The organism is Rathayibacter sp. AY1H2, from assembly GCF_002931985.1.
Taxonomy (GTDB): Bacteria; Actinomycetota; Actinomycetes; order Actinomycetales; family Microbacteriaceae; genus Rathayibacter.
Map to the genome: position 1 here is coordinate 49,731 of NZ_PSUV01000019.1, position 24,984 is coordinate 74,714.

The window sequence follows — 24,984 nt, forward strand, 5'->3', positions numbered from 1 at the left end:
GGACCCCGAGAGGATCAGGATGATCGAGCTACGCACCCCCGCCGAGATCGAGGAGATGCGTCCCGCCGGCCGCTTCGTCGGCGAGGTACTGAAGGCCACCTCCGCTGCCGCCGCGGTCGGCGTGAACCTGCTGGAGCTCGACCGGCTCGCCCACGACATGATCCGCGCGGCCGGCGCCGAGTCCTGCTACATCGACTACCACCCCTCCTTCGGCGCGAGCCCCTTCGGCAAGGTCATCTGCACCTCCGTCAACGACGCGGTGCTGCACGGCCTGCCCTTCGACTACCGGCTGAAGGACGGCGACCTGCTCACCCTCGACTTCGCCGCCTCCGTGAACGGCTGGGTCGCCGACTCGGCCATCAGCGTCGTGGTCGGGACGCCGCGCGAGGAGGACCTCGCCCTCATCGACACCACCACACGCGCGCTCGAGGCCGGCATCGCCGCCGCGCAGCCCGGGAAGAAGATCGGCGACATCTCCGCGGCCATCGCGGCCGTCGCACACGCCGAGGGCCTGTCCATCAACACCGACTTCGGCGGCCACGGCGTCGGCCGCACGATGCACGGCGATCCGCACATCCCCAACGACGGACGCGCAGGCCGCGGCTACCCGCTCCGCCCGGGCCTCGTCGTCGCGATCGAGCCGTGGTTCCTGCAGACGACCGACGAGATCTACACGGACAAGGACGGCTGGACCCTCCGCAGCCGCGACGGCTCGCGCGGCGCCCACATGGAGCACACGATCGCCATCACCGAGACGGGGAACATCGTCCTCTCCGCGCGGGACTGACTAAAGATGGACAGTACCGCTATCGGATAGCGATACTGTCCACGTGCGAATCTCGGAGCTCAGCCGCAGCAGCGGCGTCAGCCTGCCCACGATCAAGTACTACATCCGGGAGGGGCTGCTGCCGCCGGGCGACGCCGCCGGCCCCCAGCGGGCGGAGTACGGGGACGCCCATGTCGCCCGCCTGACGCTGCTCCGGGCGCTCATCGAGAGCGGCGGCGTCGGCATCGCCGGCGCGAAGCGGATCACGGCCGCGCTCGACGCGGGCGTCGGTCCGACAGCAGCGTTCGAGGTGGCGCAGGACGTGGTCTCCGTGAGCACCGACTCGACCGCGTCCGCCACCGAGGCGTCGACGCGGCGGATCGCCGAGGCCGCGGGCTCCGACCACTGCGGCCACCCTGCCGTCGCGACGGCGGCACGGGCGCTCGACGCGCTCGAGCTCTCCACCGGACCGATGAGCGCCGGCTGGCTCGAGGCCTACGCCCGCGCCGCCGCCCTCGTCGCCTCCGCCGACCTCGACGAACTGCAGGCCCGTGAGAGCGTGAGCGAGCAGGCTGCCGTCGCCGCCGTCGGCACCGCGCTCGGAGACGTGGTGCTGCAGTCGCTCCGGCGCGTCGCCCAGGCGCGCGAGACGCAGAGCCGCTTCGGCTCGACGGAGGTGCCCCGATGAGCGCCGCGACCGAGACGCCCGCGCGCACGGCCTCAGCTGCTCCGCACCGGCCGCTCCTGGTGCTCGCTGGCGCGATGGCGGTCGGCGCCCTCCTCTGCGCGATCGCGCTGGTCGTCGATCCCCGCGAGCTCGGCGGACAGCCGCTCTGGGGCAAGCCGCTGAAGTTCTGCCTCTCGATCGCGCTGTACGCCGTGACGCTCGCCTGGCTGATCGGGCTCGTGCCCCGCCGGCGCCGCCTCGCCCGAGCGCTGGGCACGGTCGCGGCGGTCGGTCTGGCGGTCGAGATGGTCGTGATCGGAGGCGCCGCCCTGGTCGGCGAGCGCAGCCACTTCGACGTCTCCACTCCCCTGCACGCCGCGCTCTGGGCCTCGATGGCCGTCTCGATCATGGTGGTCTGGCTGGCGACGCTGGTCCTCGCCGCCCTCCTGGCGCGGGTGCCGCTCGGCGACCCTGCGCTGACGCTCGCCGTCCGCGCCGGACTCGTGATCGGGCTCGTCGGGATGGCCCTCGCGTTCCTGATGACGGGGCCCTCGCCCGGCCAGATCAGCGACTACCAGGGCGTCGTCGGTGCGCACGCCGTCGGAGTCGCGGACGGCGGACCCGGCCTCCCCCTCCTGGGCTGGAGCACCACGGGGGGCGATCTGCGCATCCCGCACTTCGTCGGGATGCACGCTTTGCAGGGGCTCCCGCTGCTCGCGCTGCTGCTCGGACGGCTGGCAGCCCGGATCCCCGTCCTGCGCCCCGGATCCACCCGGCTGCGGCTCGTCGCCCTGGCCTCGGCGGGCTGGGCGGCCGCGGTGGCCCTCACCTGCTGGCAGGCGCTGCGCGGACAGGCGCTGACCGCACCGGACGCGCTGACCCTCGCCGTCGCTACTGTGGCCGTGATCGCCCTCGCCGGAGGGACGATCCTCACCCTCGCACGAACGGAGGCCCGCGCATGAGCCGGCTGCACCGCGGCTGGACGCCGCTCGGGATCGTCTACCTCGTCCTCGCCCTCGCCGGGCTGATCGGGACCTGGACCTGGAACGTGAGGGCGATGCAGGAGGGCGCGGACGTCCTCGCCGGCCTCGCCGCGGGCGGGCCGTGGGTGTCGTCGTTCTCGACCGACCTGCTGGTCGTCGCGATCGCGGCCGTCGCCTTCATGGTGGTGGAGGGCCGCCGGATCGGGATGCGCCGCGTGTGGATCCTGGTGCTGCTCGCGCCGCTGGTCGCCCTCGCGTTCGCGTTCCCCCTCTTCCTCGCCCTCCGCGACCGGCACCTGGCCCTCGCGGCCCGGTGACCGTGCGGCGCGGGGCTAGGGAAGCAGTTCGGGGCGGACGCGGCGCGTGCGCTCGACGCTCTGCTCGTGGCGCCAGGCGGCGATCGCCCCGTGGTTGCCGCTGAGGAGCACCGGAGGGACGTCGAGGCCGCGCCAGGAGGCCGGCTTGGTGTAGCTCGGGTACTCGAGCAGCCCGTCGGAGTGGCTCTCCTCGACCAGGCTCGCCGGATTGCCGACCACGCCCGGGACCAGGCGTCCGACGGCCTCGATCATCGCCATCACGGCGACCTCTCCTCCGTTGAGGACGTAGTCGCCGAGGCTGATCAGCCGGACCCGCGCGCGCTCGGCGGTGTGGTCCACGACGCGCTGGTCGATGCCCTCGTAGCGGCCGCAGCCGAAGACGAGGGTGGACTCCTCCGCGAGCTCGCGGGCGGTCGCCTGGGTGAACAGCTCGCCCGCGGGCGACGGGAAGATCACGACGGGGTCGTCCGCGCCGTCGAGGATCGTGTCGAGCGCCTCGCCCCACGGCTCCGGTCGCATCACCATGCCGGCGCCGCCGCCGTAGGGCGTGTCGTCGACGGTGCGGTGGCGGTCGTGGGTGAAGTCCCGCAGGTCGTGCACGCCGAGCTCGATCAGCCCGCTCTGCCGAGCACGGCCGAGCAGGCTGATGTCGAGCGTGCCGAAGAACTCCGGGAAGATCGTGACGATGTCGATCCTCACGACCGGGGCTCCTCCTCGGAGGCGGCCGGGGGCTCGTCGTCGGCGGGCTCCTCGCGAGTGGCGTCCGCGTCAGCGGAGTCCGCGTCATCGGAGGCGTCCGTCGCGTCGGCGTCCGCAGGCGCGCTCAGCGCCGGGTCCGCGAGGTCGACACCGCTGAGGTCGACCGCGGCGGGCTCCTCCTCGGGGGCCTCCTCGAACAGGCCGATCGGAGGCGTGACCGTGACGATCCCGGCCGCGGCGTCGACGGAGGGGACGATCGCGTTCACGAACGGCACCATCACCTCGCCGGAGGGGGTGCCGACGATGAGCAGGTCCTGCGCGGGGAAGTGGTCGACGCGGCGGACGGTGCCGACCTCGACGCCGTCGCGGACGACCTTCATGCCGACCAGCTGGTAGTCGTACCAGGAGTCGTCCTCGCCCGGCTGGGTCTGCACCTCCTCGTCGATCCAGAGGATCGCCTTCAGGAGGGTCTCAGCGGCGTTGCGGTCGTCGACGCCTCGGAAGAATGCGACGGGGTGGCTGTTGTACCAGCGAAGCTCGACGAGCTCGAGCTTCTTGCCGTGCCACTCGGAGGTGCGCGGGACCTGCAGCGTGAACGTGGATCCGGGGGTGAAGCGCTTGTCGGGCTCGTCCGTGTAGAGCTCGAGCTTGATGGCGCCCTTGAGCCCGTGTGCCTTGGTGAGTCGGGCGACGCGGAGTTGCGTCGTGCCCGGTCCGGTGACCGACACCTCTACTTGTCGGTGTCGACGACGTCGACGCGCACGCGGCGCCCGTCGGCGAGCGCGGCGACGAGAGTGCGGACGGCCTTGGCGGTGCGACCGGAGCGTCCGATCACGCGGCCGAGGTCCTCGGGGTGCACGCGCACCTCGAGGACCTCTCCGCGCGGGGAGCTCGTGGCCACGACACTGACCTCATCGGGGTTCTCGACGATCCCCTTGACGAGGTGTTCGACGGCGGGAGCGAGCACTGACTACGCCTCGGTGGAGGTCTCGTCGGCGGTGTCCTCGACCGGGGCGGCCTTGGCCGGAGCCTCGGACTTCGGCTTGAGGACGGGCTTCTTCTTCGCGTCGACGACGAACGGAGCCTTGGGCTCCTTCACCTGGACGGTGCTGACGGCGTCGGCGTCGCCCTTGAAGCGGCCCCAGTCGCCGGTCAGCTTGAGGATCGCGGCGACCTGCTCGGTCGGCTGCGCGCCGACTCCGAGCCAGTACTGCGCGCGCTCCGAGTCGACCTGGATGAACGAGGGCTGCTCGGTCGGGTGGTACTTGCCGATCTCCTCGATCACGCGGCCGTCGCGCTTGGTGCGCGAGTCGGCGACGACGATGCGGTAGTAGGGCGCCCGGATCTTGCCGAGGCGCTTCAGACGAATCTTGACAGCCACAATTCTCCTGTGTGGTCGTTGACCGGTGTCCGGTCGATGATGGATGAACTGAGCCGTGAGCGTGGGGGCACACCCGGCGGAAGCTCGAGGGGGTTTCGTCGGCGGTGAGTAGAGGGTCGACCGCCTCGGACCCGACGGATCATTCTGCCAGAAAAACCGCCCCGGTGCGGGCCCGGCACGCCGCCGACCAGCGGCACCCTCGCGGGAGCGGGCCGCGCGGGACCCCGAAGGCCGCCGCCGGGGCTCGGCGTCCGCCCCGGCCGCAGGTGGCAGGATGGCGAGGCGCGTCCCGATCGGCGGACGCCCGGATCCGATGAGGACCACGCCATGGAGATCAGCTTCGCCGCATCAGACCGCTCCACGCTCGGGATCGAGTGGGAGGTCGCGATCGTCGACCGGCAGACGGGCGATCTCGCCAACGTCGCCGATGTGGTGCTGGAGGCGCTCCGCAGCGACGACGGCGCCCCGCACCCGCACATCACCGGCGAGCTCCTGCGCAACACGGTCGAGCTGGTCTCCGGCGTGCACACCTCCGTCCGCGACGCGGTCGCCGACCTGCAGGATCAGCTGCGGCAGGTGCGCGAGATCACCGACCCCATGGGACTCGACCTCGTGTGCTCGGGCACGCACCCGTTCGCGCAGTGGTTCGACCAGGCCATCACGGACAAGGAGCGGTACCACCGCCTGATCGACCGGACCCAGTGGTGGGGCCGGAACATGATGATCTGGGGCATCCACGTGCACGTCGGCATCGAGCACCGCGACAAGGTGCTGCCGATCCTCAACTCCCTGCTCGACTACTACCCGCACCTGCAGGCGCTCTCGGCGTCGAGCCCGTTCTGGGGCGGAGTCGACACGGGCTACGCCTCGAACCGCGCGCTGATGTTCCAGCAGCTGCCGACGGCGGGCCTGCCTCCGCAGTTCGGTGCCTGGGCGAACTACGAGGAGTACGTCGACGACATGATGCGCACCGGCGTCATCGACGACCACACGGAGGTCCGCTGGGACATCCGCCCCTCGCCGCAGTGGGGCACTCTCGAGATGCGCGCGTGCGACGGCCTCTCCTCCGCGGAGGAGATCGGAGCGGTCGCCGCGCTGATCCAGTGCCTCGTCGAGCACCTCTCGTCGCGGCTGGACGCGGGCGAGGACCTTCCGACGATGCAGCCCTGGTACGTGCGCGAGAACAAGTGGCGCGCGGCCCGCTACGGGCTCGACGCCGAGATCATCCTCGACGCCGCTGGAGCGGAGCGGCTGGTCACCGACGACATCCGCGACCTGCTCGTCACCCTCGCACCGGTCGCCGAGCGTCTCGACTGCGTGAAGGAGCTCGGCGACGTCGAGCTGATCCTGGTCGCGGGAGCGAGCTACCAGCGCCAGCTGCGGACGGCGGCGGCGAACGACGGCGACCTCAAGGCGGTGGTCCGGGCGCTCGCGGGCGAGCTGCGCGACGGGCTCCAGGATCCCCGCTCATGACGCGTCCCGTCCTCCTCGCCGCAGCCGCGATCGGCGCGCTGGCCCTCGGCCTCGCCGGCTGCTCGTCCTCGACGACGACCGGCCCGGCGACCGCGTCCCCCGCCGGCACCGCCACTCCCCTCCCGACCGTCACCGCCGATCCGCTGCCGCTCTCGATCGGCGGCTCTCTCCCCGCCGGCTCCCGGGTGACGATCGTCGGCGACAGCATCGTGCGCGGTCTGACGGTCGACCCGGAGCAGGCCTGGCCCGCTCTCGTCGGCGACGACCTCGGCTGGGAGGTCACGAACCTGGGCTGCGACGGCGGCGGCTTCATCGAGCCGGGCGACTGCGGCGTCGCGATCGGCGACCGCGCGGAGGAGATCGCCGACACCCGGCCCGACGCGATCGTGCTGATCGCCAGCAGCAACGATCTCGGCTGGGATCCGGAGGACGTGGACACCGCGATCGGGCCGGCAGTGGACGCGATCGTGTCCGCCTCGCCCTCGGCCCGGCTCATCGCGCTCGACTCGGTCTGGGGCCCCGACCCGCGCCCCTCCGATCTCGACGAGTACGACGCGGCGCTGGTCGAGGCCGTGACTGCCGCCGGCGGCGGTGCGCTCGAGTACCCGGACCCCCTCCGCGAGGACGGGCTGCTCGGCGAGGACGGCGTGCATCCCACCGTCGAGGGCCAGCGCGCCCTGGCCGACGCGTTCGAGGTGGCGGCCGAGAAGTCCGGCCTCGCCCGGGCGGTCCCGACCGGCCAGAAGGCGACGGACGCGCCGCCGGCCTGACTCCGACGCGGGGCGCCGCCCTGACGGCGCCCCGCCGGGTCAGCGCGCGGTGCTGTTCCGGCCGTCGCGCCAGCCGAGCAGGTCGCGCACGGGAGCGAGGTCGATGTCCGGACCGGTGATGCCGAGCGTGAACAGGCGGGCGCCCAGGTCGTACTGCTGGTCGAGCACGTCGAAGGAGGCGTCGCCGACACCGCCGCGCACGCTCGCGCCGGTCGAGATCTCGATCGCGGCCGGGTCGCGGTCGACGCGGCCGCACCACTCCGAGAGCACACCGAGCTTGCGCTCGAGCGTCGGGACGTCCGAGAAGCTGTGCCAGATGTCGGCGTGCTCGGCGACGATCCGCAGCGTCTTCTTCTCGCCGCCGCCGCCGATCATCACCGGGATGTCGCGGGTGGGCGCCGGGTTGAGCATCGACCACCGGCTGCGGATGCGCGGCATCGCCTCGGAGAGCTCGTCGAGGCGGGAGCCGGGAGTGCCGAACTCGTAGCCGTACTCCTCGTAGTCGCGCTCGAACCAGCCCGAGCCGATGCCGAAGATCAGACGGCCCTCGGCGCCCTTGGCGCTGATGTGGTCGACCGTGCGCGCCATGTCGGCGAGGAGGTCGGGGTTCCGGTAGCTGTTGCAGGTGACCAGCGGGCCGAACTCGATGCGGCTGGTCTGCTCGGCCCAGGCCGCGAGCATGCTCCAGCCCTCGAAGTGCAGGCCGTTCGGCTCTCCCGAGAGCGGGAAGAAGTGGTCCCAGTTGAAGGCGATGTCGACGCCGAGGTCCTCGAGCTCGGCGAGCGTGTCGCGGATGACCTCGTAGGGGACGTGCTGCGGTGCGATCTGGACGCCGATGCGGACGGGGCGCGCGTGTGCGGTTGTCATGCCCTCACGCTAGCGAGCGGTGCGCCTCACGGGGATCCCCGCTGCGGCCCCCGGAGGGACGGCGCGCTACTCCCCCGCCGGGTCCGGCGACGCCGAGGGCGCCTCGTCGCTCGTGGAGCGGGCGAGCTTGACGACGGTGGCCCCCTCGTCGTCGAACAGGCGGAGCCGTCCGCCGTCGAGCGAGGCCATCGCCGCCTCCGAGAAGATCATCGGCAGCGCGACGCCGTCGCAGGCGATCAGCGTGCTCGGCCCGGCCGAGACGGTGAGCGCGCCCGCCTGGTCGATCGACCACTCGCCCTGCGCGCCGTTGCAGCCGTCGGAGCCCGTCCAGGTCCCGTCCTCCGCGATCAGGAGGAACGGCACGTCGGGCGCGTCGTAGGAGACGCCCGTCACCCAGCGGCCGACCAGGTCCTCCGGGGAGGGCGCCGTCATCGCGTCGACCCCGGAGCCCTCGGCGCAGCCGGTGAGCCCGAGCACGGCGGCGAGGACGAGGATCCCGCCCGCGCGTCCGGCCGCGACCCGCCTCATCGCCCGAGGAGCTTCTGCAGCTGCTCGAGCTCCTCCGGCGTGGGCTGGGCGCCCTTGCCGGCGCCGCCGCCCAGGCCGAAGCCGGAGCCGCCCGCGTCGCCCGGGCGGGGCCCGGAGGTGATCGCCGCGTTCTCGGCCGCGCGCTTGGCGGGGTTGCCGGACTTGCTGCTCTTCTTCTTCTGCGGCTTCGGGCGGCCCTGGTAGCCGGCGCCGGGCACGGGGCCCATCCCGGGGACCGAGGGCATGCCGCCCTTGGCGACCGTCTTCATCATCTTGGCGGCCTGCTCGAAGCGCTGGACGAGCTGGTTGACGTCCGTGACCGTCATGCCGGAGCCGCGGGCGATGCGCAGGCGCCGCGAGCCGTTGAGCAGCTTCGGGTTGACCCGCTCCGCCTTCGTCATCGACTGGATGATCGCCTCGGTGCGCACGATCTCGCGCTCGTCGAACTGGTCGAGCTGCTCTCGCATGCCCTTCGCGCCGGGCAGCATGCCGATCATCTTCTTGATCGAGCCCATGTTGCGCAGCTGCTGCATCTGGCCGAGGAAGTCGTCGAGGGTGAACGTGTCCCCCATGATCTTCTCGGCGATCTTGCGCGCCTCGTCCTCGTCGAACGCGGACTGGGCCTGCTCGATGAGCGTCAGCACGTCGCCGAGGTCGAGGATGCGGCTCGCCATGCGGTCGGGGTGGAACTGCTCGAAGTCGTCGAGCGACTCACCCGTGGAGGCGAAGAGGATCGGGCGGCCGGTGAGCGAGGCGACCGAGAGCGCCGCGCCTCCGCGGGCGTCGCCGTCGAGCTTGGAGAGGACGACGCCGGTGAAGTCGACGCCCTCCTGGAAGGCCTTGGCGGTCGCGACCGCGTCCTGGCCGATCATCGCGTCGATGACGAACAGGACCTCGTCGGGGTTCGTGACGCGGCGGATGTCCGCGGCCTGCTTCATCATGTCGGCGTCGACGCCGAGGCGTCCGGCCGTGTCGATGATGACCGTGTCGTACTGCTTGTCGGTCGCGAAGCGGATCGCGTTCTGGGCGACCTTGACCGGGTTGCCGACGCCGTTGCCCGGCTCCGGCGCGTAGACCGCGACTCCGGCCTGCTCGCCGACGACCTGCAGCTGCTGCACGGCGTTGGGGCGCTGGAGGTCGGCCGCGACGAGCAGCGGGGTGTGGCCGTCCTTGCCGAGGTACTTGCCGAGCTTGCCCGCGAGGGTCGTCTTGCCCGCGCCCTGGAGGCCGGCGAGCATGATGACGGTCGGCGGGCGCTTGGCGAACTCGAGTCGGCGCGACTGCCCGCCGAGGATCGCGACGAGCTCCTCGTTGACGATCTGGACGACCTGCTGGGCCGGGTTGAGCGCCTTGTTGACCTCGTCGCCGAGGGCGCGCTCGCGCACCTTGCCGATGAACTCCTTCACGACCTCCAGCGCGACGTCGGCGTCGAGGAGGGCCCGCCGGATCTCGCGGACGGTGCCGTCGACGTCCGACGCGGAGAGCTTGCCCTTCGTGCGGAGGTTCTTGAAGGTCTCGACGAGTCGATCGGAGAGGGTGCCGAAAGTAGCCATGATGCCCGGAATTCTACCGGAGGCCCGGAGGGTCGGCGGGCGGGGCCGCCGATCGGCTCGCGATCGGCGCGATCACCGCGGAGCGGATTACCTGGTCCGGGTCCAAGAACAGGGTTAGGGTGGCCCGGTGATCGAGACACTGGTGGCGGGCGACTCCGCGGAACCCCTGGACTACGCCGACGGCTGGGAGCTGCAGCGCCGCCTGCACGCCGAGGTGGTGGCGGGCTCGAGGCCGGACACCCTCGTGCTCTGCGAGCACTCCTCCGTCTACACCGCCGGCAAGCGCACCGAGGCGCACGAGCGCCCGGACGACGGCTCGCCCGTGGTCGACGTCGACCGCGGAGGGCGGATCACCTGGCACGGCCCGGGGCAGCTCGTCGGCTACCCGATCGTGCGGCTCGGCGAGCCCGTCGACGTGGTCGCCTACGTCCGCTCGCTGGAGGGCGTGCTGATCGCCGCTCTCGACGACCTGGGCGTGCAGGGGCGGCGCGTCGACGGGCGCTCGGGAGTGTGGATCCCGAGGGACGGCGGCGCCGACAAGATCGCCGCGATCGGCATCCGCGTCGCCTCGGGCGTGACGATGCACGGATTCGCCCTCAACGTCTCGAACAGCCTCGAGCCCTACGCCCGCATCGTCGCCTGCGGCATCGCCGACGCCGGAGTGACCACGCTCGAGCGCGAGCGCGGCGAGGCTCCGCCCATGGAGGCGGTGCGGGCGCGGGTGGCGGCGCGCTTCTCGGAGGCGGCGCCCGCCTTCTCCGTCCGCATCGAGGAGGTCGCCGCATGAGCGCCGAGGCCGGCGGCCGCAAGCTCCTGCGGCTGGAGATCCGCAACGCCGAGACGCCGATCGAGCGCAAGCCCGAGTGGATCCGCACGAAGGCCTCGATGGGCCGGGAGTACCTGCAGCTGCAGTCGCTGGTGAAGAGCGAGGAGCTGCACACCGTCTGCCAGGAGGCGGGCTGCCCCAACATCTTCGAGTGCTGGGAGGACCGCGAGGCGACCTTCCTCATCGGGGGCGCCCAGTGCACCCGCCGCTGCGACTTCTGCCAGATCGACACCGGGAAGCCCGCGGACTACGACGCGGACGAGCCCCGGCGCGTCGGCGAGTCCGTGGCGCGGATGAACCTCCGCTACGCGACCGTCACCGGAGTCGCCCGCGACGACCTGCCGGACGAGGGCTCCTGGCTCTACGCCGAGACCATCCGCCAGATCCACGCCCAGGCTCCGGGCACGGGGGTCGAGATCCTGGTCCCGGACTTCACCGGCCGCGCCGAGCACCTGCAGCGGGTGTTCGACGCGGAGCCGGAGGTGTTCGCCCACAACGTCGAGACGGTGCCGCGGATCTTCAAGCGCATCCGGCCGGCCTTCCGCTACGAGCGCTCGCTCGACGTGCTCACCCAGGGCCGGGAGGCGGGGCTGATCACGAAGTCGAACCTCATCCTCGGCATGGGCGAGGAGCGGGAGGAGATCTCGCAGGCGCTGCAGGACCTCTACGACGCCGGCACCGACATCGTGACCATCACGCAGTACCTCCGCCCGACGCCGCGGCATCTGCCGGTGGACCGCTGGGTGCACCCGGAGGAGTTCGTGGCGATCAAGGAGGAGGCCGAGGACATCGGCTTCCTCGGCGTCCTCGCGGGGCCCCTGGTCCGCTCCTCCTACCGGGCCGGCCGGCTCTGGGCGCGCTCGATGGAGTCGAAGGGGCTGCCGGTCCCGGAGCACCTGCGCCACCTCGCCGACGCGGCACTGGGCTTCTCGCAGGCCGTGTAGCCCGCCACCGGGACGGCGCCGGCGCGTCGTCCCGGGCGGGGCCGCTCAGCTGACGAGCTGCTGGGCGAAGACGTGGGGGGTGAAGCCGGTGAGGTCGCCGATGCCCTCGCCCTGGCCGACGAGCTTGATCGGGATGCCGGTGCGCTCCTGGACCGCGAGGACGAAGCCGCCCTTCGCGGAGCCGTCGAGCTTGGTGATGACCAGGCCGGTGACGCCCGCGTGCTCGATGAACGCCTCGGCCTGGCTCAGCCCGTTCTGACCGGTCGTCGCGTCGAGCACGAGCAGGATCTCGGAGATCGGGGCCTGCTTCTCGATGACGCGCTTGATCTTCGTGAGCTCGTCCATCAGCCCGCCCTTGGTGTGCAGGCGGCCGGCCGTGTCGATGATGACCATCTCGACGCCGGTGTCCTTCGCGAACTGCACGGTCTGGAAGGCGACGGACGCCGGATCCTGGCGCTCCTGCTGCGGGCGGACGATCTGGGCGTCGGCGCGCTGCGCCCAGGTGGCGAGCTGGTCGACCGCCGCGGCGCGGAAAGTGTCGGCCGCGCCGACCACGACGCTCCGGCCGTAGTTGCGGAGGAACTTGGCGAACTTGCCGATGGTCGTGGTCTTGCCGACGCCGTTCACGCCGACCACGAGGATCACGGCGGGGCGCTCGCTGAGCTTGAGGGTCGTGTCGTACTTCGACAGACGCTCCTCGAGGGACTCGCGGAGCATCCGCTGCAGGTCGCGCGGGTCGGTGGTGGAGTAGCGGGCGACCTTGGCGCGGAGGTCGTCGACGATCTCCTCGGTGATGTCGGGGCCGAAGTCGGCGGTGATCAGCGCCGTCTCGAGGTCGTCCCAGGTCTGGTCGTCGATCGTGCGCTTCTCGAACAGGCCGCGCAGTGCGCGGCCGAGCGACCAGGAGGTGCGTTCTGCCATGGGTCCAGGCTACCGGCGGGCGCGCCTCCGAGCGGTCGGGGAGGCGGGTTCAGGCCGGGGGCGCGGCGACGCGCTGGCCGACGACGGCCGAGACGCCGTCCTGCCGCATCGAGACGCCGTAGAGGGCGTCCGCGATCTCCATGGTCCGCTTCTGGTGGGTGATGACGATCAGCTGGCTCGAGGTGCGCAGGTCCTCGAAGATGCTGAGCAGTCGGCCGAGATTCGCGTCATCGAGGGCGGCCTCCACCTCGTCCATGATGTAGAAGGGGCTCGGCCGCGACTTGAAGATGGCGACCATGAACGCCACGGCCGCGAGCGAGCGCTCCCCTCCGGAGAGGAGCGACAGCCGCTCGATCTTCTTGCCGGCCGGCCGCACCGCGACCTCGATGCCGGTGGTGAGCAGGTTCTCCGGGTCGGTCAGGCGGATGCTGCCGGTGCCGCCGGGGAAGAGGACGGGGAACACGTCCGCGAACGCCGCCTGCGTGTCGTCGAACGCGGAGGCGAACACGGTCTGCATCGTCTCGTCGAGCTCCTCGATGATGGTGAGCAGGTCGCGCCGGGTCCCGGTGAGGTCGGCCAGCTGCTCGGTCAGGAACGCGTGCCGCTGCTCCAGCGCGGCGAACTCCTCCAGCGCGAGCGGATTGACGCGGCCCAGCTGCCCGAGCTGCTTCTCGGCCTTCTCGAGGCGGCGGCGCTGCTCCTCGCGGACGTAGGGCCGCGGCTCCTGCTCCACGTCCGTCTCGTCGGGGACGCCGACTCCGGGACCGTACTCCTCCACCAGCACGTCCTCGGTGAGCCCGAGCTCGGACGCGGCGCGCTCGAGCAGACCGGTGAGCTGCAGCCTCTTCTCGTAGATCTGCAGCTCGAGGCCGTGGACGCTCTCGGTGACGGACTGGAGCCGGTCGCGCACGCTCCCCTCCTCGCGGCGGAGCCCCTGCAGCTCGGCGTTCTGCTGCGAGCGCGCCGCCTCGGCCGCGACGAGCTCGGCCCGGGCCTGCTGGACGGAGCGGTCGACGGAGGCGAGGACGGCGGGGAGCGCGGCGGTCACCTCGGCCGCCGCGTCGCGCTGGCGACGGCGGATCACGGCGCGGCGCGCGGCCTCGTCGGCGGCGGCGCGGTCGGCGGCCAGCTGGCGGGCCAGCGCCTCCCCGCGGGACTGCTCCGCCCGCACCCGCTCCTTGGCGGTCTCGACGCCGAGCCGCGCCTCGATCTCGCGCTCGCGTGCGGTGTCGACGTCGCGCTGCAGACCGTCGCGCGCGCTCGCGTCGAGCACCGGCCGGGGCCTGGCGCGCGCGGCGTCGAGCGCCGACCTCGCCTCCTGGGCCGCGCGCTCGGCGTCGCCGACCCGGTCCGAGGCGACGGCCAGCGCCCTCGAGCCCCGGCCGTGCTCGGCGGTGGCCGCCTCGAGCTGGGCGCGCACGCCGCCGAGCCGCTCGGTGTGGGCGGCACGGGCGGCGTCGTGCTCGCGGAGGGCCGAGAGCGCGCTCGCGGCCTGCTCCTTCGCGCCGCGGAGCGCTCCGGTCTGCTCGGCGAGTTCGAAGCGGAGCCGGTCGATCCCGCCCTCGACCTCCTCCAGCCGGGCGGCGGCGGAGTCGCGCTCGGAGACGAGCTCGATCCGGCTGCGCTGCCCGCCGGAGCCGGCGCTCTGCACGGCGTCGGAGACGGTCGCGCCGTCGCGGGTGACCAGGACGGTGCCCGGATCGATGCGCTCCCTCAGGCGCCGCGCCGCGGCGAGGTCCTCGACCACGAGCACGCGCTCGAGGAGCGAGAGGACCCCGGCCGGCGCCGAGACGAGGTCGCCCGCGCGTTCCGCCCCCTCGGGAACGGTGAGAGCGACGTGCGGCCGGGCGGCGTCGGCGACCAGCAGCTCGACGCGTCCGAGGTCGCGCTCCAGCGCGGCGTCCAGAGCCGCGTCGGCCCGGGTGGTCGACTCGACCAGCACGGCGTCGGCGACCGCGCCGAGGGCGGCGGCGATCGCGGCCTCGGAGCCCGGCCGCACCTGGATCCGCTCGGCGACCCGGCCGCGCACCCCCTCGATCCGGGCGGCGATCAGCTCGGCCGAGCCGTCCGAGACGTCGAGGGCCAGCGACAGGGCACCCGTGCGGGCGGCCAGCGCCTCGCGCTCGCGCTCCAGGGCGTGCAGCTCCTCGCGCAGCCGCTCGATTCCGGCCTCGGCGGCCGAGACCGCGGACTGGGCGAGCTCGTAGCCCTCGTCGAGGCCGCCGTCGGGGCCACGGCCCGCGTCGTCCAGCTCGGCCTCCAGAGCGTCGAGCGCCCGCCGCGCCGCCTCCTTCCGCCGGTCGGCCGCGTCGAGGGTGTTCTGCGCGCGCAGGACCTCGCCCCGGACGGACGCGAGACGGGAGGCGGCGGTGTCGGCCTGCCCCGAGAGGGTGGAGAGCTCGAGGTCGTAGCGCGAGACGAGGGCCGCCTGCGCGGCGATCTCCTCGTCGACCGCGTCGAGGGCGGAGCGGGCGGCGACGGTCGTGCGCTGCGCCTGGACCCACGCCGACTCCGCGTCGAGGACGGCCTGCCGCAGGCGCTCGAGCTCGACCCGCGCCTCCTCCACCTGCCCCGGCGTCACGCGCGGCTGGATCTGCGGCTGCTCGGACTCGAGCTCGAGCATCGCGAGCCGCTGCCCGGCGAGGGCCGAGAGGTTGCGCAGCCGCTCCTGCACCGACTCCAGCTCGAACGAGGTGCGCCGGGCGTCGTCGACCGCGTCGCCGACCGCCTCCGCCTCGATCCGCGCTCGCCGGAGCGTCGCCTGCTCGAGCCGCTGCTGCAGGACCACCCGCTCGCTGTGCCGCTCGCTCTCGGTGCGGGCGAAGCCGTCCAGAGCGGTCCGGAGCGCGACCACGTCGTCGGCGAGCAGGCGCGCCCGGGCGTCGCGCACCACGGCGGCGATCGTCTGCGCCTGCCGTGCGACCTCGGCCTGGCGCCCGAGGGGCTTGAGCTGGCGCCGGATCTCGCCCGCGAGGTCGGAGAGGCGGGTCAGGTTGGCCTGCATCGCCTCGAGCTTGCGGAGCGTCTTCTCCTTGCGGCGTCGGTGCTTGAGGATCCCGGCGGCCTCCTCGATGAACCCGCGCCGCTCCTCGGGGGTCGCGTGCAGCACGGCGTCGAGCTGTCCCTGCCCCACGATGACGTGCATCTCGCGCCCGAGACCGGAGTCGCTCAGAAGCTCCTGCACGTCGAGCAGCCGGCAGCCGCGTCCGTTGATCGCGTACTCGCTGCCGCCGTTGCGGAAGAGGGTCCGGGTGATCGTCACCTCGGTGTACTCGATCGGCAGGGCGCCGTCCGAGTTGTCGATGGTGAGCGCGACCTCGGCGCGGCCGAGGGGTCCGCGGGTGGAGGTGCCCGCGAAGATGACGTCCTCCATCTTGCCGCCGCGGAGCGTCTTCGCCCCCTGCTCCCCCATCACCCAGGCGAGCGCGTCGACGACGTTGCTCTTGCCCGAGCCGTTGGGGCCGACGACGCAGGTGACCCCCGGCTCGAAGGCGAACGTGGTCGGCTGAGCGAAGGACTTGAACCCCTTGAGGGTCAGGCTCTTCAGGTACACCCGGCCGCCTCGCTCCCGTCCACAACGCCTCCACGGTAGCCGACGGCCGCGGCCGGGCCGGGAGGCGGAGCCCCGACCGGCCGACGGACCGCCGCGATCCCGCACCGGAACAGGCGCAGGAGGCCGCCGCGGGCGCCGGGACGTGCACACTGGGGTGGTGAACCGCACCCCAGACCCGGCGCTCCGGATCCGCGAGCTCGCGATCCCCGAGGCCGTGGGCGCCGACGGCTGGAGCGACTTCCTCGCCCTGACCGCGATCGGCGATGCGGTGGGGACCGCCCCGGACTGCCGGGCCGTCTACACCTGGAACGCCGAGGAGAACCGACCGATGCTCGCCGTGAACGAGGCCGTCGGCTTCACCCCCGTCACCCACGAGGGCCAGTGGAGGAAGGAGCTCTCATGACCCCGCTCGTCGAGCCCGGACCGCCGCTGACCGCCGCCGAGCGCGAACGGTTCGCCCGGCAGATCCGCCTGGCGCCCCTCGGGGAGCTCGGACAGCGGCGCCTCCGGAACGCGCGCGTGCTGATCCTCGGCGCGGGCGGCATCGGCTCGCCGGTGATCACGGCGCTCGCCGCGGCCGGGATCGGGCGGCTCGGCATCGTGGACGGCGACGTCGTCGAGCTCTCGAACCTGGCGCGGCAGACGGCGCACGACGACTCCTCGGTGGGCCGGTCGAAGGCGGAGTCGGCGGCGGCGACCGCGCGGCGGCTCTCCCCCGGCATCGACGCCCGGGCCTTCCCGGTGTCGCTGACCTCGGCCAACGTCGACGCCCTGGTGGCGGGCTGGGACGTCGTGGTCGACGGCTTCGACACCTTCGGCGCGCGCTACCTCGCCTCGGACGCGACGACGCGCGCCGGGATCCCGCACGTGTGGGGATCGGCACTCGGCTTCGACGGGCAGCTCTCGACCTTCTGGGCCGGCGCTCCGGGCGGAGGGGTGACCCTGCGCGCGCTGCACCCCGAGGCCGAGGACGCGGGCGACAGCTGCTCGACGGTGGGCGTGCTGGGCGCGCTCTGCGCGCTGATCGGCTCGGCCATGGCGGCCGAGGTCGTGAAGCTCGTGACCGGGGCGGGCGAGCCGCTGTTCGGTCGCGTCCTCGTGCACGACGCTCTCGACTCCTCCTGGGCCGAGCTCCCTCTCGAGCGGCGGGTGCCGCCGGTCCCGGAGCGGCGGGCCGCGGCGGGCTCGATCACGGCGGCCGAGCTGCGGGAGCGGCTGGCCGGGCCGACGCCCCCGACCGTCGTCGACCTCCGCGAGGACGACGAGGACCGGTCCGTCGCGGTGCCCGGTGCCGTGCGGATGCCGATGTCGCGCTTCGACCCCGTCGCTCTGCCGGCCGGTCCGCTCGTGCTGCACTGCGCCTCCGGGGTCCGGTCGCGTCTCGCGGCGGAGCGCGCGGCGGCGGCGGGCGTGGCGTCCGACTCGCTCGACGGCGGGATGGCTTCGTGGCGGGAGCGGTGACCCGCCCCGCGGCCGCGTGCGCCGCGGAACGGGTGGGGTGAGGCGCACCCAGCGCCCTGCCGATCGGCGACCCGGGATGTTCGGTGCTCGCAGCGGAGAGGATCCGTCCTTCTCCGCGGATCAGGGCGGAGCAGTGTCCGAAGCTGATCGGCGGTGGCGTGCTCGCGGCCACCGTTCCGAGGAGAGCACCCATGCCGACGCCTTCACCGCACTCCGCGCGGCAGGCGGCGCTGCTCGATCCTCCCGACCCGCTCGACCCCGGCGCGGAGGCGTGATGCCCGAGGTCTGGAGTCCCGCCGAGAGGCGGCTGCGTCGGCTCGGCTGGATTCCGCGGCGCCCCCTGCCGCGAGGTGCCGTCTGCGACGCGATCGTCTCGCCGCGCCTCAGCCTCAGCCGCGCCTGGCTGCAGACCGGGGAGTTCGAGGTCCTCCCCCATCCCGGGAGGCTCCGCGTGCTCTTCAGCCTCGACGGGACCGGCCGCCTCTCCGCCCGGGGCCGCGACCACCGGCTCCCGGCCGGCAGCGCTCTCGTGACCCGCGCCTCGACGGTGCAGTACGCGGCGGCGGTCAGTCCGTGGGCGCGCTTCGAGTGGCAGCTGCGCCCCTCGGTGCTCCGCGCGAGCGAGTTCGCCTCGCTCACGGACCGGGTCCTCGCCCTCCCCGAGGCCTACTGGCGCGCACTCACCGGTGCGGCGAACACCGTCCTCACTTTCGGCGTCGAGCCCTCGGACGCGGCCTTCGAGCACTTCGAGATCGCGAGCGAGCACCTCCTGGCCTCGGCCTTCTCGGCGCTGCTGCCCTCCCCCGACCGGGAGGACCGGTCCCCCGCCGCCGTGTACGCGAACGGCACGCGCCTGATCGAGCGGCACTACCGCGACCGCTCCTTCACGGTGGAAACGCTCGCGGAGAGTCTCGGCGTGTCGGTCAGCCACCTGCACCGGGCGTTCTCGGCCGCCGGCACCACCCCTCGTCAGCGGATCGAGCGCGCGCGGGCCTTCGAGGCGCAGCGCCTCCTCGACGAGCTCGGCCCGCGGGCGGCGACGGACCTGGACCGCGTGGCGCGGTCGGCCGGCTTCAGCTCGCGGATCCACATGCAGCGGACCCTCCGCCGGATCGACGACGCGAGCTGACGTGGGCCGCCGCGTCCCCCGCGCCGGACGGGCTCCCGGCGAGGAGGCGGCCTGAGCGGCTCCCCCGGTCCGGCGGCGCGACGGAACGTCCACGGTCGGGCATGGAACCTCGTCGCGGCCCGTTCCGCGTCGACCGGAGGCCGGACGTTCGGCAGGATCGGCGCGTCCACCACCCCTCGCACGAAAGAAAGAATAAGGAACACCATGACGGACACCAACGCCCTGGACCCGACGGCAGCGCACTCGCGCTCCCTCCCACCGCGGATCGACTCGACCGGCGGGGGGCCCGCCCGGCGGACGATCATGTCGGGTGCGGCCTGGTCCGTCCCCGTCGTCGCCGCGGCGGTCGCGACCCCCGCGGCCGCCGCGTCCACCGGCCTCACCCTCGCCTTCGACGCCCCGGCGTACTCCTTCCCCGCCTGCACCACGAGAACGGTCTCCGTCCTCGCCACGACCAACGGCGCTCCCGCTGCCGGCGACACGGTCACCATCACTCTCCCCGCCGGCCTGACCAGCGGCGGCGCGCAGACCGTCAGGGCGACGACCGGCGCGGACGGACGCGTGAGCATCCCGGTCACGGCCGGGAACGTGGCGCAGAACGGCATCACCCTCTCCGCCGTCTCCGGCGCCGCGGGCGCGACGGCGACCGCGAGCACCACCGCGACCACGGGGACCGCCGTCCGGTACGTCACCGACGGCGGACGGACGACGACGGAGTCGAACGGCAACGTGCCCTCGGGAGCCAAGACCGTCGGACCCCGGTACTACCTGACGGAGTCGGGCGAGCTCTATCACGGCGGGGGGCGGATCGCGCGCGGCGTCACCAGCGTCCAGGGCTTCCGCGACGAGCAGAACCGCGACGTCGCCGACTTCGTCGTCGACGGCGTCTTCTACCGCTTCGTCACCGGAGACGCCGCGCCGAAGGCCATCGGGAGCGGCGTGCCGGCCGGATCGACGGTCCATGCGCCCGCCTTCTACGTCACACCGAACGGCGAGCTGCGGCGCGCCGGCGGAGCCCTCGTGACCACCGGAGTGACGAGCGCGGACTCCTTCCGCGACCAGAGCAACAACGACGTCATCGACGTGATCGTCGGCTCGGAGCTCGTCCGCTACATCTCCTCCACGAAGAACCAGGTCTACGCCAGGAACGTTCCGGCAGGATCGACGGCCTTGGCGCCCTCGTACCACCTGACGCCGGACGGGCGCCTCTTCAACAGCAGCATCCTGGTCGCCACCGGGGTGACCAGTGCCGACGCCTACCGCGATCGACAGAACCGTGACGTCGTGGACGTGATCCAGAACGGCGCTCTCGTCCGGTACGGCGCGTTCGCGGACAGGACGCAGCCGCAGATCCGCGTCGCCTCCGGCGTGCCCTCCGACGCCACCATCTTCGCGCCGGACGCCTACGTGACCCGGGACGGCCGGGCCTTCGTCAGCGGCGTGCTGGTCGCCACCGGAGTCTCCTCGGCGTTCGGATTCCTCGACGTGCAGAACCGCAACGTGCTCGACACGATGACCAACGTCCTGTGCCCGTGACGCACGGGATCGGCCGCTGATCCGGTCCTGCCCCGCCGCACGCGGGTCCGAGGGAGGCGTCCCACGGGTCCCTGTGCGGCGGGACAGGACCAGTCCGTCCTCGGGATGCAGCGTCCTCCAGAAGCGCGGACGCACCTGCCGCGAACCGCGCGGAGCGGACGCACCGGTCCGGTCGAGGACGGCTCGTCACGGAGGGCTCTTCGGGGTCAGCCGCCGGCGAACGGCGGCAGGACGTCGACCGCGGCATCGGGACGCAGCGGCGTGGCCCTGTCCGCGGTCGACACGCCGTCGACCAGGTAGGTGCACCGTGCGAGCACGTCGGCGGCCGAGGGCGCGGAGGCGACGAGTCTCTCCTCGAGAGCGCCCAGGTCGGGCACCTCGTCGAGCTCGTCGGAACCACGGCCGAGGGCGGCCTTGGCCGCCGCGAAGTAGCGGACCCGCATGCTCATCCGCCGATCGCGCTCATCGTGCGCTCGGGCTGCACGAAGCCCGCCCGGTTCATCTCGTGTCCCGCGGGCTTGGCCCACATCGCCCCGCGCCAGAGCTGGGCGACCTCGTGGTCGTCCGCGCCCGCGCGCATCGGGCCGAGCAGGTCCGTCTCCTCGTTCGAGAAGAGGCAGCTGCGGACACCGCCCTCGGCGGTGAGCCGGGTGCGGCGGCAGTCGTCGCAGAAGTTCTCGGTGACGGACGCGATGATCCCCACCTGGCCGAGCACCTCGGACCCCCCGGCCTCGCGGACGTCGAAGAGCTCGGCGGGGGCGCCGTCACGGGGGGCCGCGTGCGGGCTGAGCGAGAAGCGCTCCGAGAGCAGCGCCCGGATGTCCGCGGCGGTGATCATGGTCGCGCGGTCCCAGCCGTGGTCGGCGTCGAGCGCCATCTGCTCGATGAAGCGGAGCTGGTGGCCTCCCGCGAGGGCCCAGGCGAGCAGCTCCGGGGCCTCGTGGTCGTTGATCCCGGGCAGGAGCACGGCGTTGATCTTGGTCTGGTCCAGGCCGGCGGGACCGAGCGCGTCGATGCCCGCGAGCACGCGGTCGAGGAACGGGCGACGGGTGACCTTCGCGAAGGTCTCGGCGCAGATCGAGTCGAGCGAGACGTTGACGCGGTTCAGGCCGGCGTCGGCGAGCGCCGCTGCCCGACCCGACAGGCCGATCGCGTTCGTGGTGAGCGAGATCTCGGGGCGCGGGTCGAGGGAGGCGACGTCGCGGATGATGTCGACGAGGTCCTTGCGCAGGAGCGGCTCGCCGCCGGTGAAGCGGATCTGGCGGACGCCGAACTGCTCCACGGCGATGCGCGCGAGGCGGAGGATCTCCTCACGGCTGAGCAGGGACGCGGGCGGCTGGAACGGCAGGCCCTCCGCCGGCATGCAGTAGGTGCAGCGCAGATTGCACTTGTCCGTCAGCGAGATCCGCAGATCGTCCGCGACGCGCCCGTAGGGGTCCAGGAGGAGCGGGGTGGCGGGGCGGTCGGCCGGGAGGACCGCGCTGCGCTGTCGGGGCCGGAAGCCCGGGATCCCCAGTGCTGTGCTCATCCGCTCACACTACGCCGCGGAACCGGGCGCGACCCGGCAAGATGGACTCGGTCCCGCCGCCGGTCGGGCTCCGCCGCTCGCGAGAGGACACGATGACCTCGATCGACCTGCACGCCGCCCGGGTGCGGGCGCTGCTCGCGCCGCTGGCCACGCGGGGCGCCCGCGAGACGCTGAGCTTGGAGCCGGCCGCCGTCGCCGCCGATCCGGGCGCGTACGACCGGCGGGTCCTCGCCCGCTCCGTCGACTCCCCGCTCGACCTGCCGCGCTTCGACAACTCGCAGATGGACGGCTTCGCGGTGCGGGCGGCCGACCTCGACGCGGCGGCGCCGGAGCATCCCGTCGCCCTGCCCGTCTCGGCGCCGATCCCCGCGGGCGACCGGGCGCCGCGGCACGAGCCCGGCACGGCGACACCGATCATGACCGGCTCGCCGCTGCCGGTGGGGGCCGACGCCGTCGTCCCGGTCGAGCGCGTCGATCCTCCGCGCTTCCCCGCGGAGGGCAGCGTCGCCTTCGCGCACCCGGTGGTGCCGGCGACCTTCGTCCGAGCCCGGGGCAGCGACGCCCGCCGCGGCGAGCTCGCCCTCCCGGCCGGCACTGTCCTCCGCGCGGCCCACTACGGACTCCTCGCCTCCCTCGGGCTGACCGAGGCGGAGGTGCTGCCGCGACTCCGGGTGCTCGTCGTCCCCACCGGCAACGAGATCCGTCCCGCAGGCGCCGTCCTCGAGGAGGCGCAGATCCACGACGCGAACGGCGCCCTGCTGGCCGAGGCCGTCCGCGAAGCGGGCGCGCTGCCCGTCGTCGCCGCCTGCACGAGCGATCGGGCCGAGGACCTCCTGGCGCTGCTCGAGGAGCACGCGGGCGCGGCCGACCTGGTGATCACGGTCGGCGGTGTCAGCGCGGGTGCCTACGAGGTCGTCCGCGACGCGCTCGGCCCGGCGGGCTCGGAGTTCGGCCACGTCGAGATGCAGCCGGGCGGCCCGCAGGGCCTCGGTCTCGTGCGCGTGGCCGAGGGGCTGCACCTGCCGGTCGTCTCGCTTCCCGGGAACCCGGTGAGCGCCCTGGTCTCGTTCGAGGTGTTCCTCCGGCCCGTGCTGCGCTCGCTCGCGGGACGGACGCCCGCCGAGCGGCCGCGGCTCCGTGCGCGCCTCGGCACGGCGCTCGATTCGCCCGCGCACCTGCACCAGATCCGCCGCGGAGTCCTCGACGACGAGGGCCTCGTGCACCCGGTGGGCGGGCCCGGCTCGCACCTGCTGGCGTCCTACGCCCGCTCCACCGTGCTCATCCACGTCCCCGTCGGGACGGACCACGCAGCGACCGGCGACACGGTCGAGATCTGGAGGATCGATGACTGAGAGCGATCGGCTCACCCATGTGCGCGGCGACGGAGCCGTGCACATGGTCGATGTGAGCGCGAAGGAGGTCACGGCGCGCACCGCCGTCGCCGAGGGCTACGTCGAGACCTCACCCGAGGTGGTGCGGCTCCTCGAGCAGGGCGAGCTGCCCAAGGGCGAAGCGCTCGGCGTCGCGCGGATCGCCGGGATCCTCGGCGCGAAGGCGACCTCGACCCTCATCCCGCTCTGCCACCCGCTGGCGCTGGACGGCGTCGACGTGGACCTCGAGCCGCAGGACGGCCGCGTCCGGATCGAGGCGCGCGTGCGCACGACCGGGCGCACCGGCGTCGAGATGGAGGCGCTGACCGCGGTCAGCGTGGCCGCCCTCACGGTCTACGACATGATCAAGGCGGTCGATCGCGGTGCCGCGATCACCGGCATCCGTGTGCTCGCGAAGGCGGGCGGGAGGAGCGGCTCGTGGACGAGCGAAGGAACCCCGTGACGCGGCGGGCGGTGGCGGTCGTCGCCTCCACCCGTGCCGCCTCCGGCGTGTACGAGGACCGGACGGGACCGGCGCTGGAGGCCTGGTTCACCACCCGCGGCTGGGAGTCCCGGGTGGTCGTCGTGGCCGACGGCGACGCGGTGGGCGAGGCGATCGCCGACGCGATCGCCAGCGGAGTCGACGTGGTCGTGACAACCGGCGGGACGGGCGTCGCCCCGAGCGACGTCACCCCGGAGCAGACCGCCCCCCTCCTGGAGCGGCCCCTGCCCGGCCTCGCCGAGGCGGTGCGCGCCAAGGGCGCCGCCCACGTCCCGACCGCCGTGCTCAGCCGCGGGCTCGCCGGCGTCAGCGGCCGCACCGTCGTGGTGAACCTCCCCGGTTCCCCCGGCGGCGTCCGCGACGGGATCGACGTGCTCGACCCGGTGATCGGGCACCTGCTCGACCAGCTCGGAGGCGGCGACCATGCCCGCTGAGCCGGTCGCCCTCGCCCGGCTCGCGGCCGAGGCCATCACCGTCGACGAGTGCGAGCAGGCGGTCGACTCCCCGACGCACGGCGCCGTCGTGACCTTCGCGGGCGTCGTCCGCGACCACGACGAGGGCCGCGGCGTGCTCCGGCTGTCCTACGAGGCGCACCCGGACGCCCCCGCCGCACTCCTCGCCTCCGCCCGCCGCATCGTCGAGCGCTGGCCCGACGTCCGGATCGCCGCCGTGCACCGGGTCGGCGACCTCGTGGTCGGCGACCTCGCCCTCGCCTGCGCCGTGGCCTCGGCCCACCGCGCGGCGGCCTTCGAAGCCTGCGCGGCACTGGTCGACGACATCAAGGCGTCGGTGCCGATCTGGAAGGAGCAGTCCTTCGTCGACGGCAGCTCGGAGTGGGTCGCGAGCCTCGGCTGATCTTCCTTCGAGCCCGTCCCCGCCGGGCTCGGCGCGGTCGGCCGGAGAGGGTGGTCACGTTTCGCAGAGCGGGGAGCGATCGCCTAGATCGATCCGCTGGCACGCGGATCGATCGTCCGGCTCGGGGGTGTTTCATACCGAGCCCGTCCCCGCCGGGCTCGGAGCGGTCGCGGTGCTCGTCCCCGAGCCCGTCCCTGCCGGGCTCGGCGCAGTCGGCTTTCCAGGGCGGCTGCGATTCGCAGAGCGGGGAGCTATCGCCTAGACCGATCCGCTGGCACGCGGATCGATCGTTCGGCTCGGGGGGAGAGCGAGGGGGTGGCGGGTCGACATCGGGAGGTCGCCCACTGATCCGCAA

27 protein-coding genes are annotated in these 24,984 nt (G+C 73.4%); 16 read left to right on the forward strand and 11 right to left on the reverse strand.

The features are described 5' to 3' along the window. The first annotated feature begins 19 nt into the window (after nucleotides 1-19). The 4 genes from map to C5C29_RS13485 are packed head-to-tail and all read left to right on the forward strand — an operon-like array spanning nucleotide 20 to nucleotide 2,733. Nucleotides 20-787: a type I methionyl aminopeptidase gene (gene map, locus C5C29_RS13470; RefSeq protein WP_104267274.1), complete on the forward strand. Its 768-nt coding sequence runs from the start codon at nucleotides 20-22 to the stop codon at nucleotides 785-787. Nucleotides 788-830: 43 nt separating this feature from the next. Beyond that, nucleotides 831-1,454 carry a MerR family transcriptional regulator gene (locus C5C29_RS13475; RefSeq protein ID WP_104262841.1) on the forward strand — a complete coding sequence of 208 codons (624 nt, stop codon included), beginning with the start codon at nucleotides 831-833 and terminating at the stop codon, nucleotides 1,452-1,454. Continuing rightward, nucleotides 1,451-2,395, forward strand: a complete 945-nt coding sequence (locus tag C5C29_RS13480) for a hypothetical protein (protein ID WP_104308458.1) — start codon at nucleotides 1,451-1,453, stop codon at nucleotides 2,393-2,395. The genes C5C29_RS13475 and C5C29_RS13480 overlap by 4 nt, the downstream gene beginning before the upstream one ends. Then, nucleotides 2,392-2,733: a DUF2834 domain-containing protein gene (locus tag C5C29_RS13485; RefSeq protein ID WP_104250523.1), complete on the forward strand. Its 342-nt coding sequence runs from the start codon at nucleotides 2,392-2,394 to the stop codon at nucleotides 2,731-2,733. Before C5C29_RS13480 ends, C5C29_RS13485 begins: the two co-directional genes overlap by 4 nt. Before the next feature lie 15 nt (nucleotides 2,734-2,748). Here the strand turns inward: C5C29_RS13485 and trmD are convergent, their stop codons facing one another. From trmD to rpsP, 4 genes are read right to left on the reverse strand one after another with little or no spacing between them, the layout of a single operon-like run. Next, complete coding sequence (gene trmD / locus C5C29_RS13490) at nucleotides 2,749-3,432, reverse strand: tRNA (guanosine(37)-N1)-methyltransferase TrmD (RefSeq protein WP_104308459.1); 684 nt, start codon at nucleotides 3,430-3,432, stop codon at nucleotides 2,749-2,751. Continuing rightward, entirely contained in the window at nucleotides 3,429-4,160 is a 732-nt protein-coding gene (gene rimM / locus C5C29_RS13495; RefSeq protein WP_104308460.1) for a ribosome maturation factor RimM, read from the reverse strand. The genes trmD and rimM overlap by 4 nt, the downstream gene beginning before the upstream one ends. A gap of 2 nt (nucleotides 4,161-4,162) precedes the next feature. Then, nucleotides 4,163-4,399, reverse strand: a complete 237-nt coding sequence (locus C5C29_RS13500) for an RNA-binding protein (RefSeq protein ID WP_068210678.1) — start codon at nucleotides 4,397-4,399, stop codon at nucleotides 4,163-4,165. 3 nt (nucleotides 4,400-4,402) lie between these two features. Further along, entirely contained in the window at nucleotides 4,403-4,813 is a 411-nt protein-coding gene (rpsP, locus tag C5C29_RS13505) for a 30S ribosomal protein S16 (RefSeq protein ID WP_104223912.1), read from the reverse strand. Nucleotides 4,814-5,140: 327 nt separating this feature from the next. Here rpsP and C5C29_RS13510 point away from each other — a divergent pair, with 327 nt between their 5' ends. Next, nucleotides 5,141-6,286: a glutamate--cysteine ligase gene (locus C5C29_RS13510; protein ID WP_104223913.1), complete on the forward strand. Its 1,146-nt coding sequence runs from the start codon at nucleotides 5,141-5,143 to the stop codon at nucleotides 6,284-6,286. Then, nucleotides 6,283-7,056, forward strand: coding sequence for an SGNH/GDSL hydrolase family protein (locus C5C29_RS13515; RefSeq protein ID WP_104223914.1), 774 nt, complete (start codon nucleotides 6,283-6,285; stop codon nucleotides 7,054-7,056). The genes C5C29_RS13510 and C5C29_RS13515 overlap by 4 nt, the downstream gene beginning before the upstream one ends. A gap of 39 nt (nucleotides 7,057-7,095) precedes the next feature. On the opposite strand, the gene C5C29_RS13520 is transcribed toward C5C29_RS13515, so the two are convergent. From C5C29_RS13520 to ffh, 3 genes are all read right to left on the reverse strand, one after another. After that, nucleotides 7,096-7,923 carry an LLM class F420-dependent oxidoreductase gene (locus tag C5C29_RS13520; protein WP_104223915.1) on the reverse strand — a complete coding sequence of 276 codons (828 nt, stop codon included), beginning with the start codon at nucleotides 7,921-7,923 and terminating at the stop codon, nucleotides 7,096-7,098. A gap of 66 nt (nucleotides 7,924-7,989) precedes the next feature. Further along, on the reverse strand, nucleotides 7,990-8,451 hold the full coding sequence (locus tag C5C29_RS13525; RefSeq protein WP_104223916.1) for an META domain-containing protein: 462 nt from the start codon (nucleotides 8,449-8,451) through the stop codon (nucleotides 7,990-7,992). Continuing rightward, nucleotides 8,448-10,004, reverse strand: coding sequence for a signal recognition particle protein (gene ffh, locus C5C29_RS13530; RefSeq protein WP_104223917.1), 1,557 nt, complete (start codon nucleotides 10,002-10,004; stop codon nucleotides 8,448-8,450). The genes C5C29_RS13525 and ffh overlap by 4 nt, the downstream gene beginning before the upstream one ends. A gap of 127 nt (nucleotides 10,005-10,131) precedes the next feature. Here ffh and lipB point away from each other — a divergent pair, with 127 nt between their 5' ends. Both lipB and lipA read left to right on the forward strand, forming a co-directional pair. Beyond that, a complete protein-coding gene (lipB, locus tag C5C29_RS13535; protein WP_104223918.1) occupies nucleotides 10,132-10,791 on the forward strand; it encodes a lipoyl(octanoyl) transferase LipB in 660 nt (219 codons plus the stop codon). Beyond that, nucleotides 10,788-11,774 (forward strand): lipoyl synthase, encoded by a 987-nt coding sequence (gene lipA, locus C5C29_RS13540; RefSeq protein WP_104223919.1) that lies wholly within the window; start codon nucleotides 10,788-10,790, stop codon nucleotides 11,772-11,774. Before lipB ends, lipA begins: the two co-directional genes overlap by 4 nt. Nucleotides 11,775-11,819: 45 nt before the next feature. Here lipA and ftsY read toward each other — a convergent pair whose 3' ends face one another. Both ftsY and smc read right to left on the reverse strand, forming a co-directional pair. Further along, nucleotides 11,820-12,695, reverse strand: a complete 876-nt coding sequence (ftsY, locus tag C5C29_RS13545) for a signal recognition particle-docking protein FtsY (protein WP_104223920.1) — start codon at nucleotides 12,693-12,695, stop codon at nucleotides 11,820-11,822. 49 nt (nucleotides 12,696-12,744) lie between these two features. Continuing rightward, nucleotides 12,745-16,248, reverse strand: a complete 3,504-nt coding sequence (gene smc, locus C5C29_RS13550) for a chromosome segregation protein SMC (protein WP_104223921.1) — start codon at nucleotides 16,246-16,248, stop codon at nucleotides 12,745-12,747. Nucleotides 16,249-16,405: 157 nt separating this feature from the next. Here smc and C5C29_RS17595 point away from each other — a divergent pair, with 157 nt between their 5' ends. The 4 genes from C5C29_RS17595 to C5C29_RS13570 all read left to right on the forward strand — a co-directional run bounded on the left by C5C29_RS17595 (nucleotide 16,406) and on the right by C5C29_RS13570 (nucleotide 20,374). After that, a complete protein-coding gene (locus C5C29_RS17595; RefSeq protein WP_181074951.1) occupies nucleotides 16,406-16,651 on the forward strand; it encodes a hypothetical protein in 246 nt (81 codons plus the stop codon). Continuing rightward, the gene (locus C5C29_RS13560; protein ID WP_104223922.1) at nucleotides 16,648-17,709 is read left to right on the forward strand and encodes a ThiF family adenylyltransferase; all 1,062 of its coding nucleotides are present in this window, start codon (nucleotides 16,648-16,650) and stop codon (nucleotides 17,707-17,709) included. Before C5C29_RS17595 ends, C5C29_RS13560 begins: the two co-directional genes overlap by 4 nt. A 274-nt stretch (nucleotides 17,710-17,983) precedes the next feature. Continuing rightward, the gene (locus C5C29_RS13565; protein ID WP_146082246.1) at nucleotides 17,984-18,838 is read left to right on the forward strand and encodes an AraC family transcriptional regulator; all 855 of its coding nucleotides are present in this window, start codon (nucleotides 17,984-17,986) and stop codon (nucleotides 18,836-18,838) included. A 204-nt stretch (nucleotides 18,839-19,042) separates the two neighbouring features. Beyond that, nucleotides 19,043-20,374, forward strand: a complete 1,332-nt coding sequence (locus tag C5C29_RS13570) for a hypothetical protein (protein ID WP_104223923.1) — start codon at nucleotides 19,043-19,045, stop codon at nucleotides 20,372-20,374. Nucleotides 20,375-20,580: 206 nt separating this feature from the next. Here the strand turns inward: C5C29_RS13570 and C5C29_RS13575 are convergent, their stop codons facing one another. Next, nucleotides 20,581-20,823: a MoaD/ThiS family protein gene (locus C5C29_RS13575; RefSeq protein WP_104223924.1), complete on the reverse strand. Its 243-nt coding sequence runs from the start codon at nucleotides 20,821-20,823 to the stop codon at nucleotides 20,581-20,583. After that, nucleotides 20,820-21,902, reverse strand: a complete 1,083-nt coding sequence (moaA, locus tag C5C29_RS13580) for a GTP 3',8-cyclase MoaA (RefSeq protein ID WP_104223925.1) — start codon at nucleotides 21,900-21,902, stop codon at nucleotides 20,820-20,822. The genes C5C29_RS13575 and moaA overlap by 4 nt, the downstream gene beginning before the upstream one ends. Nucleotides 21,903-21,994: 92 nt before the next feature. On the opposite strand from moaA, the gene glp reads away from it, so the two are divergent. From glp to C5C29_RS13600, 4 genes are read left to right on the forward strand one after another with little or no spacing between them, the layout of a single operon-like run. Next, nucleotides 21,995-23,254: a gephyrin-like molybdotransferase Glp gene (gene glp / locus C5C29_RS13585; protein WP_104223935.1), complete on the forward strand. Its 1,260-nt coding sequence runs from the start codon at nucleotides 21,995-21,997 to the stop codon at nucleotides 23,252-23,254. Beyond that, nucleotides 23,247-23,735, forward strand: a complete 489-nt coding sequence (moaC, locus tag C5C29_RS13590; RefSeq protein WP_104223926.1) for a cyclic pyranopterin monophosphate synthase MoaC — start codon at nucleotides 23,247-23,249, stop codon at nucleotides 23,733-23,735. Before glp ends, moaC begins: the two co-directional genes overlap by 8 nt. Beyond that, on the forward strand, nucleotides 23,711-24,208 hold the full coding sequence (locus C5C29_RS13595; protein WP_258062296.1) for a molybdenum cofactor biosynthesis protein B: 498 nt from the start codon (nucleotides 23,711-23,713) through the stop codon (nucleotides 24,206-24,208). Before moaC ends, C5C29_RS13595 begins: the two co-directional genes overlap by 25 nt. Further along, entirely contained in the window at nucleotides 24,198-24,629 is a 432-nt protein-coding gene (locus C5C29_RS13600) for a molybdenum cofactor biosynthesis protein MoaE (protein ID WP_104223928.1), read from the forward strand. The genes C5C29_RS13595 and C5C29_RS13600 overlap by 11 nt, the downstream gene beginning before the upstream one ends. Nucleotides 24,630-24,984: the final 355 nt, after the last annotated feature.

Excerpts from the sequence above, each read along its gene's own strand:
- map (WP_104267274.1), top strand. The coding sequence starts at position 20 with ATGATCGAGCTACGCACCCCCGCCGAGATCGAGGAGATGCGTCCCGCC.
- C5C29_RS13480 (WP_104308458.1), top strand. The coding sequence starts at position 1,451 with ATGAGCGCCGCGACCGAGACGCCCGCGCGCACGGCCTCAGCTGCTCCG.
- C5C29_RS13485 (WP_104250523.1), top strand. The coding sequence starts at position 2,392 with ATGAGCCGGCTGCACCGCGGCTGGACGCCGCTCGGGATCGTCTACCTC.
- C5C29_RS13510 (WP_104223913.1), top strand. The coding sequence starts at position 5,141 with ATGGAGATCAGCTTCGCCGCATCAGACCGCTCCACGCTCGGGATCGAG.
- C5C29_RS13515 (WP_104223914.1), top strand. The coding sequence starts at position 6,283 with ATGACGCGTCCCGTCCTCCTCGCCGCAGCCGCGATCGGCGCGCTGGCC.
- C5C29_RS13520 (WP_104223915.1), bottom strand. The coding sequence starts at position 7,923 with ATGACAACCGCACACGCGCGCCCCGTCCGCATCGGCGTCCAGATCGCA.
- C5C29_RS13525 (WP_104223916.1), bottom strand. The coding sequence starts at position 8,451 with ATGAGGCGGGTCGCGGCCGGACGCGCGGGCGGGATCCTCGTCCTCGCC.
- ffh (WP_104223917.1), bottom strand. The coding sequence starts at position 10,004 with ATGGCTACTTTCGGCACCCTCTCCGATCGACTCGTCGAGACCTTCAAG.
- lipA (WP_104223919.1), top strand. The coding sequence starts at position 10,788 with ATGAGCGCCGAGGCCGGCGGCCGCAAGCTCCTGCGGCTGGAGATCCGC.
- ftsY (WP_104223920.1), bottom strand. The coding sequence starts at position 12,695 with ATGGCAGAACGCACCTCCTGGTCGCTCGGCCGCGCACTGCGCGGCCTG.
- C5C29_RS13560 (WP_104223922.1), top strand. The coding sequence starts at position 16,648 with ATGACCCCGCTCGTCGAGCCCGGACCGCCGCTGACCGCCGCCGAGCGC.
- C5C29_RS13565 (WP_146082246.1), top strand. The coding sequence starts at position 17,984 with ATGCCCGAGGTCTGGAGTCCCGCCGAGAGGCGGCTGCGTCGGCTCGGC.
- C5C29_RS13570 (WP_104223923.1), top strand. The coding sequence starts at position 19,043 with ATGACGGACACCAACGCCCTGGACCCGACGGCAGCGCACTCGCGCTCC.
- C5C29_RS13575 (WP_104223924.1), bottom strand. The coding sequence starts at position 20,823 with ATGAGCATGCGGGTCCGCTACTTCGCGGCGGCCAAGGCCGCCCTCGGC.
- moaA (WP_104223925.1), bottom strand. The coding sequence starts at position 21,902 with ATGAGCACAGCACTGGGGATCCCGGGCTTCCGGCCCCGACAGCGCAGC.
- glp (WP_104223935.1), top strand. The coding sequence starts at position 21,995 with ATGACCTCGATCGACCTGCACGCCGCCCGGGTGCGGGCGCTGCTCGCG.
- moaC (WP_104223926.1), top strand. The coding sequence starts at position 23,247 with ATGACTGAGAGCGATCGGCTCACCCATGTGCGCGGCGACGGAGCCGTG.
- C5C29_RS13600 (WP_104223928.1), top strand. The coding sequence starts at position 24,198 with ATGCCCGCTGAGCCGGTCGCCCTCGCCCGGCTCGCGGCCGAGGCCATC.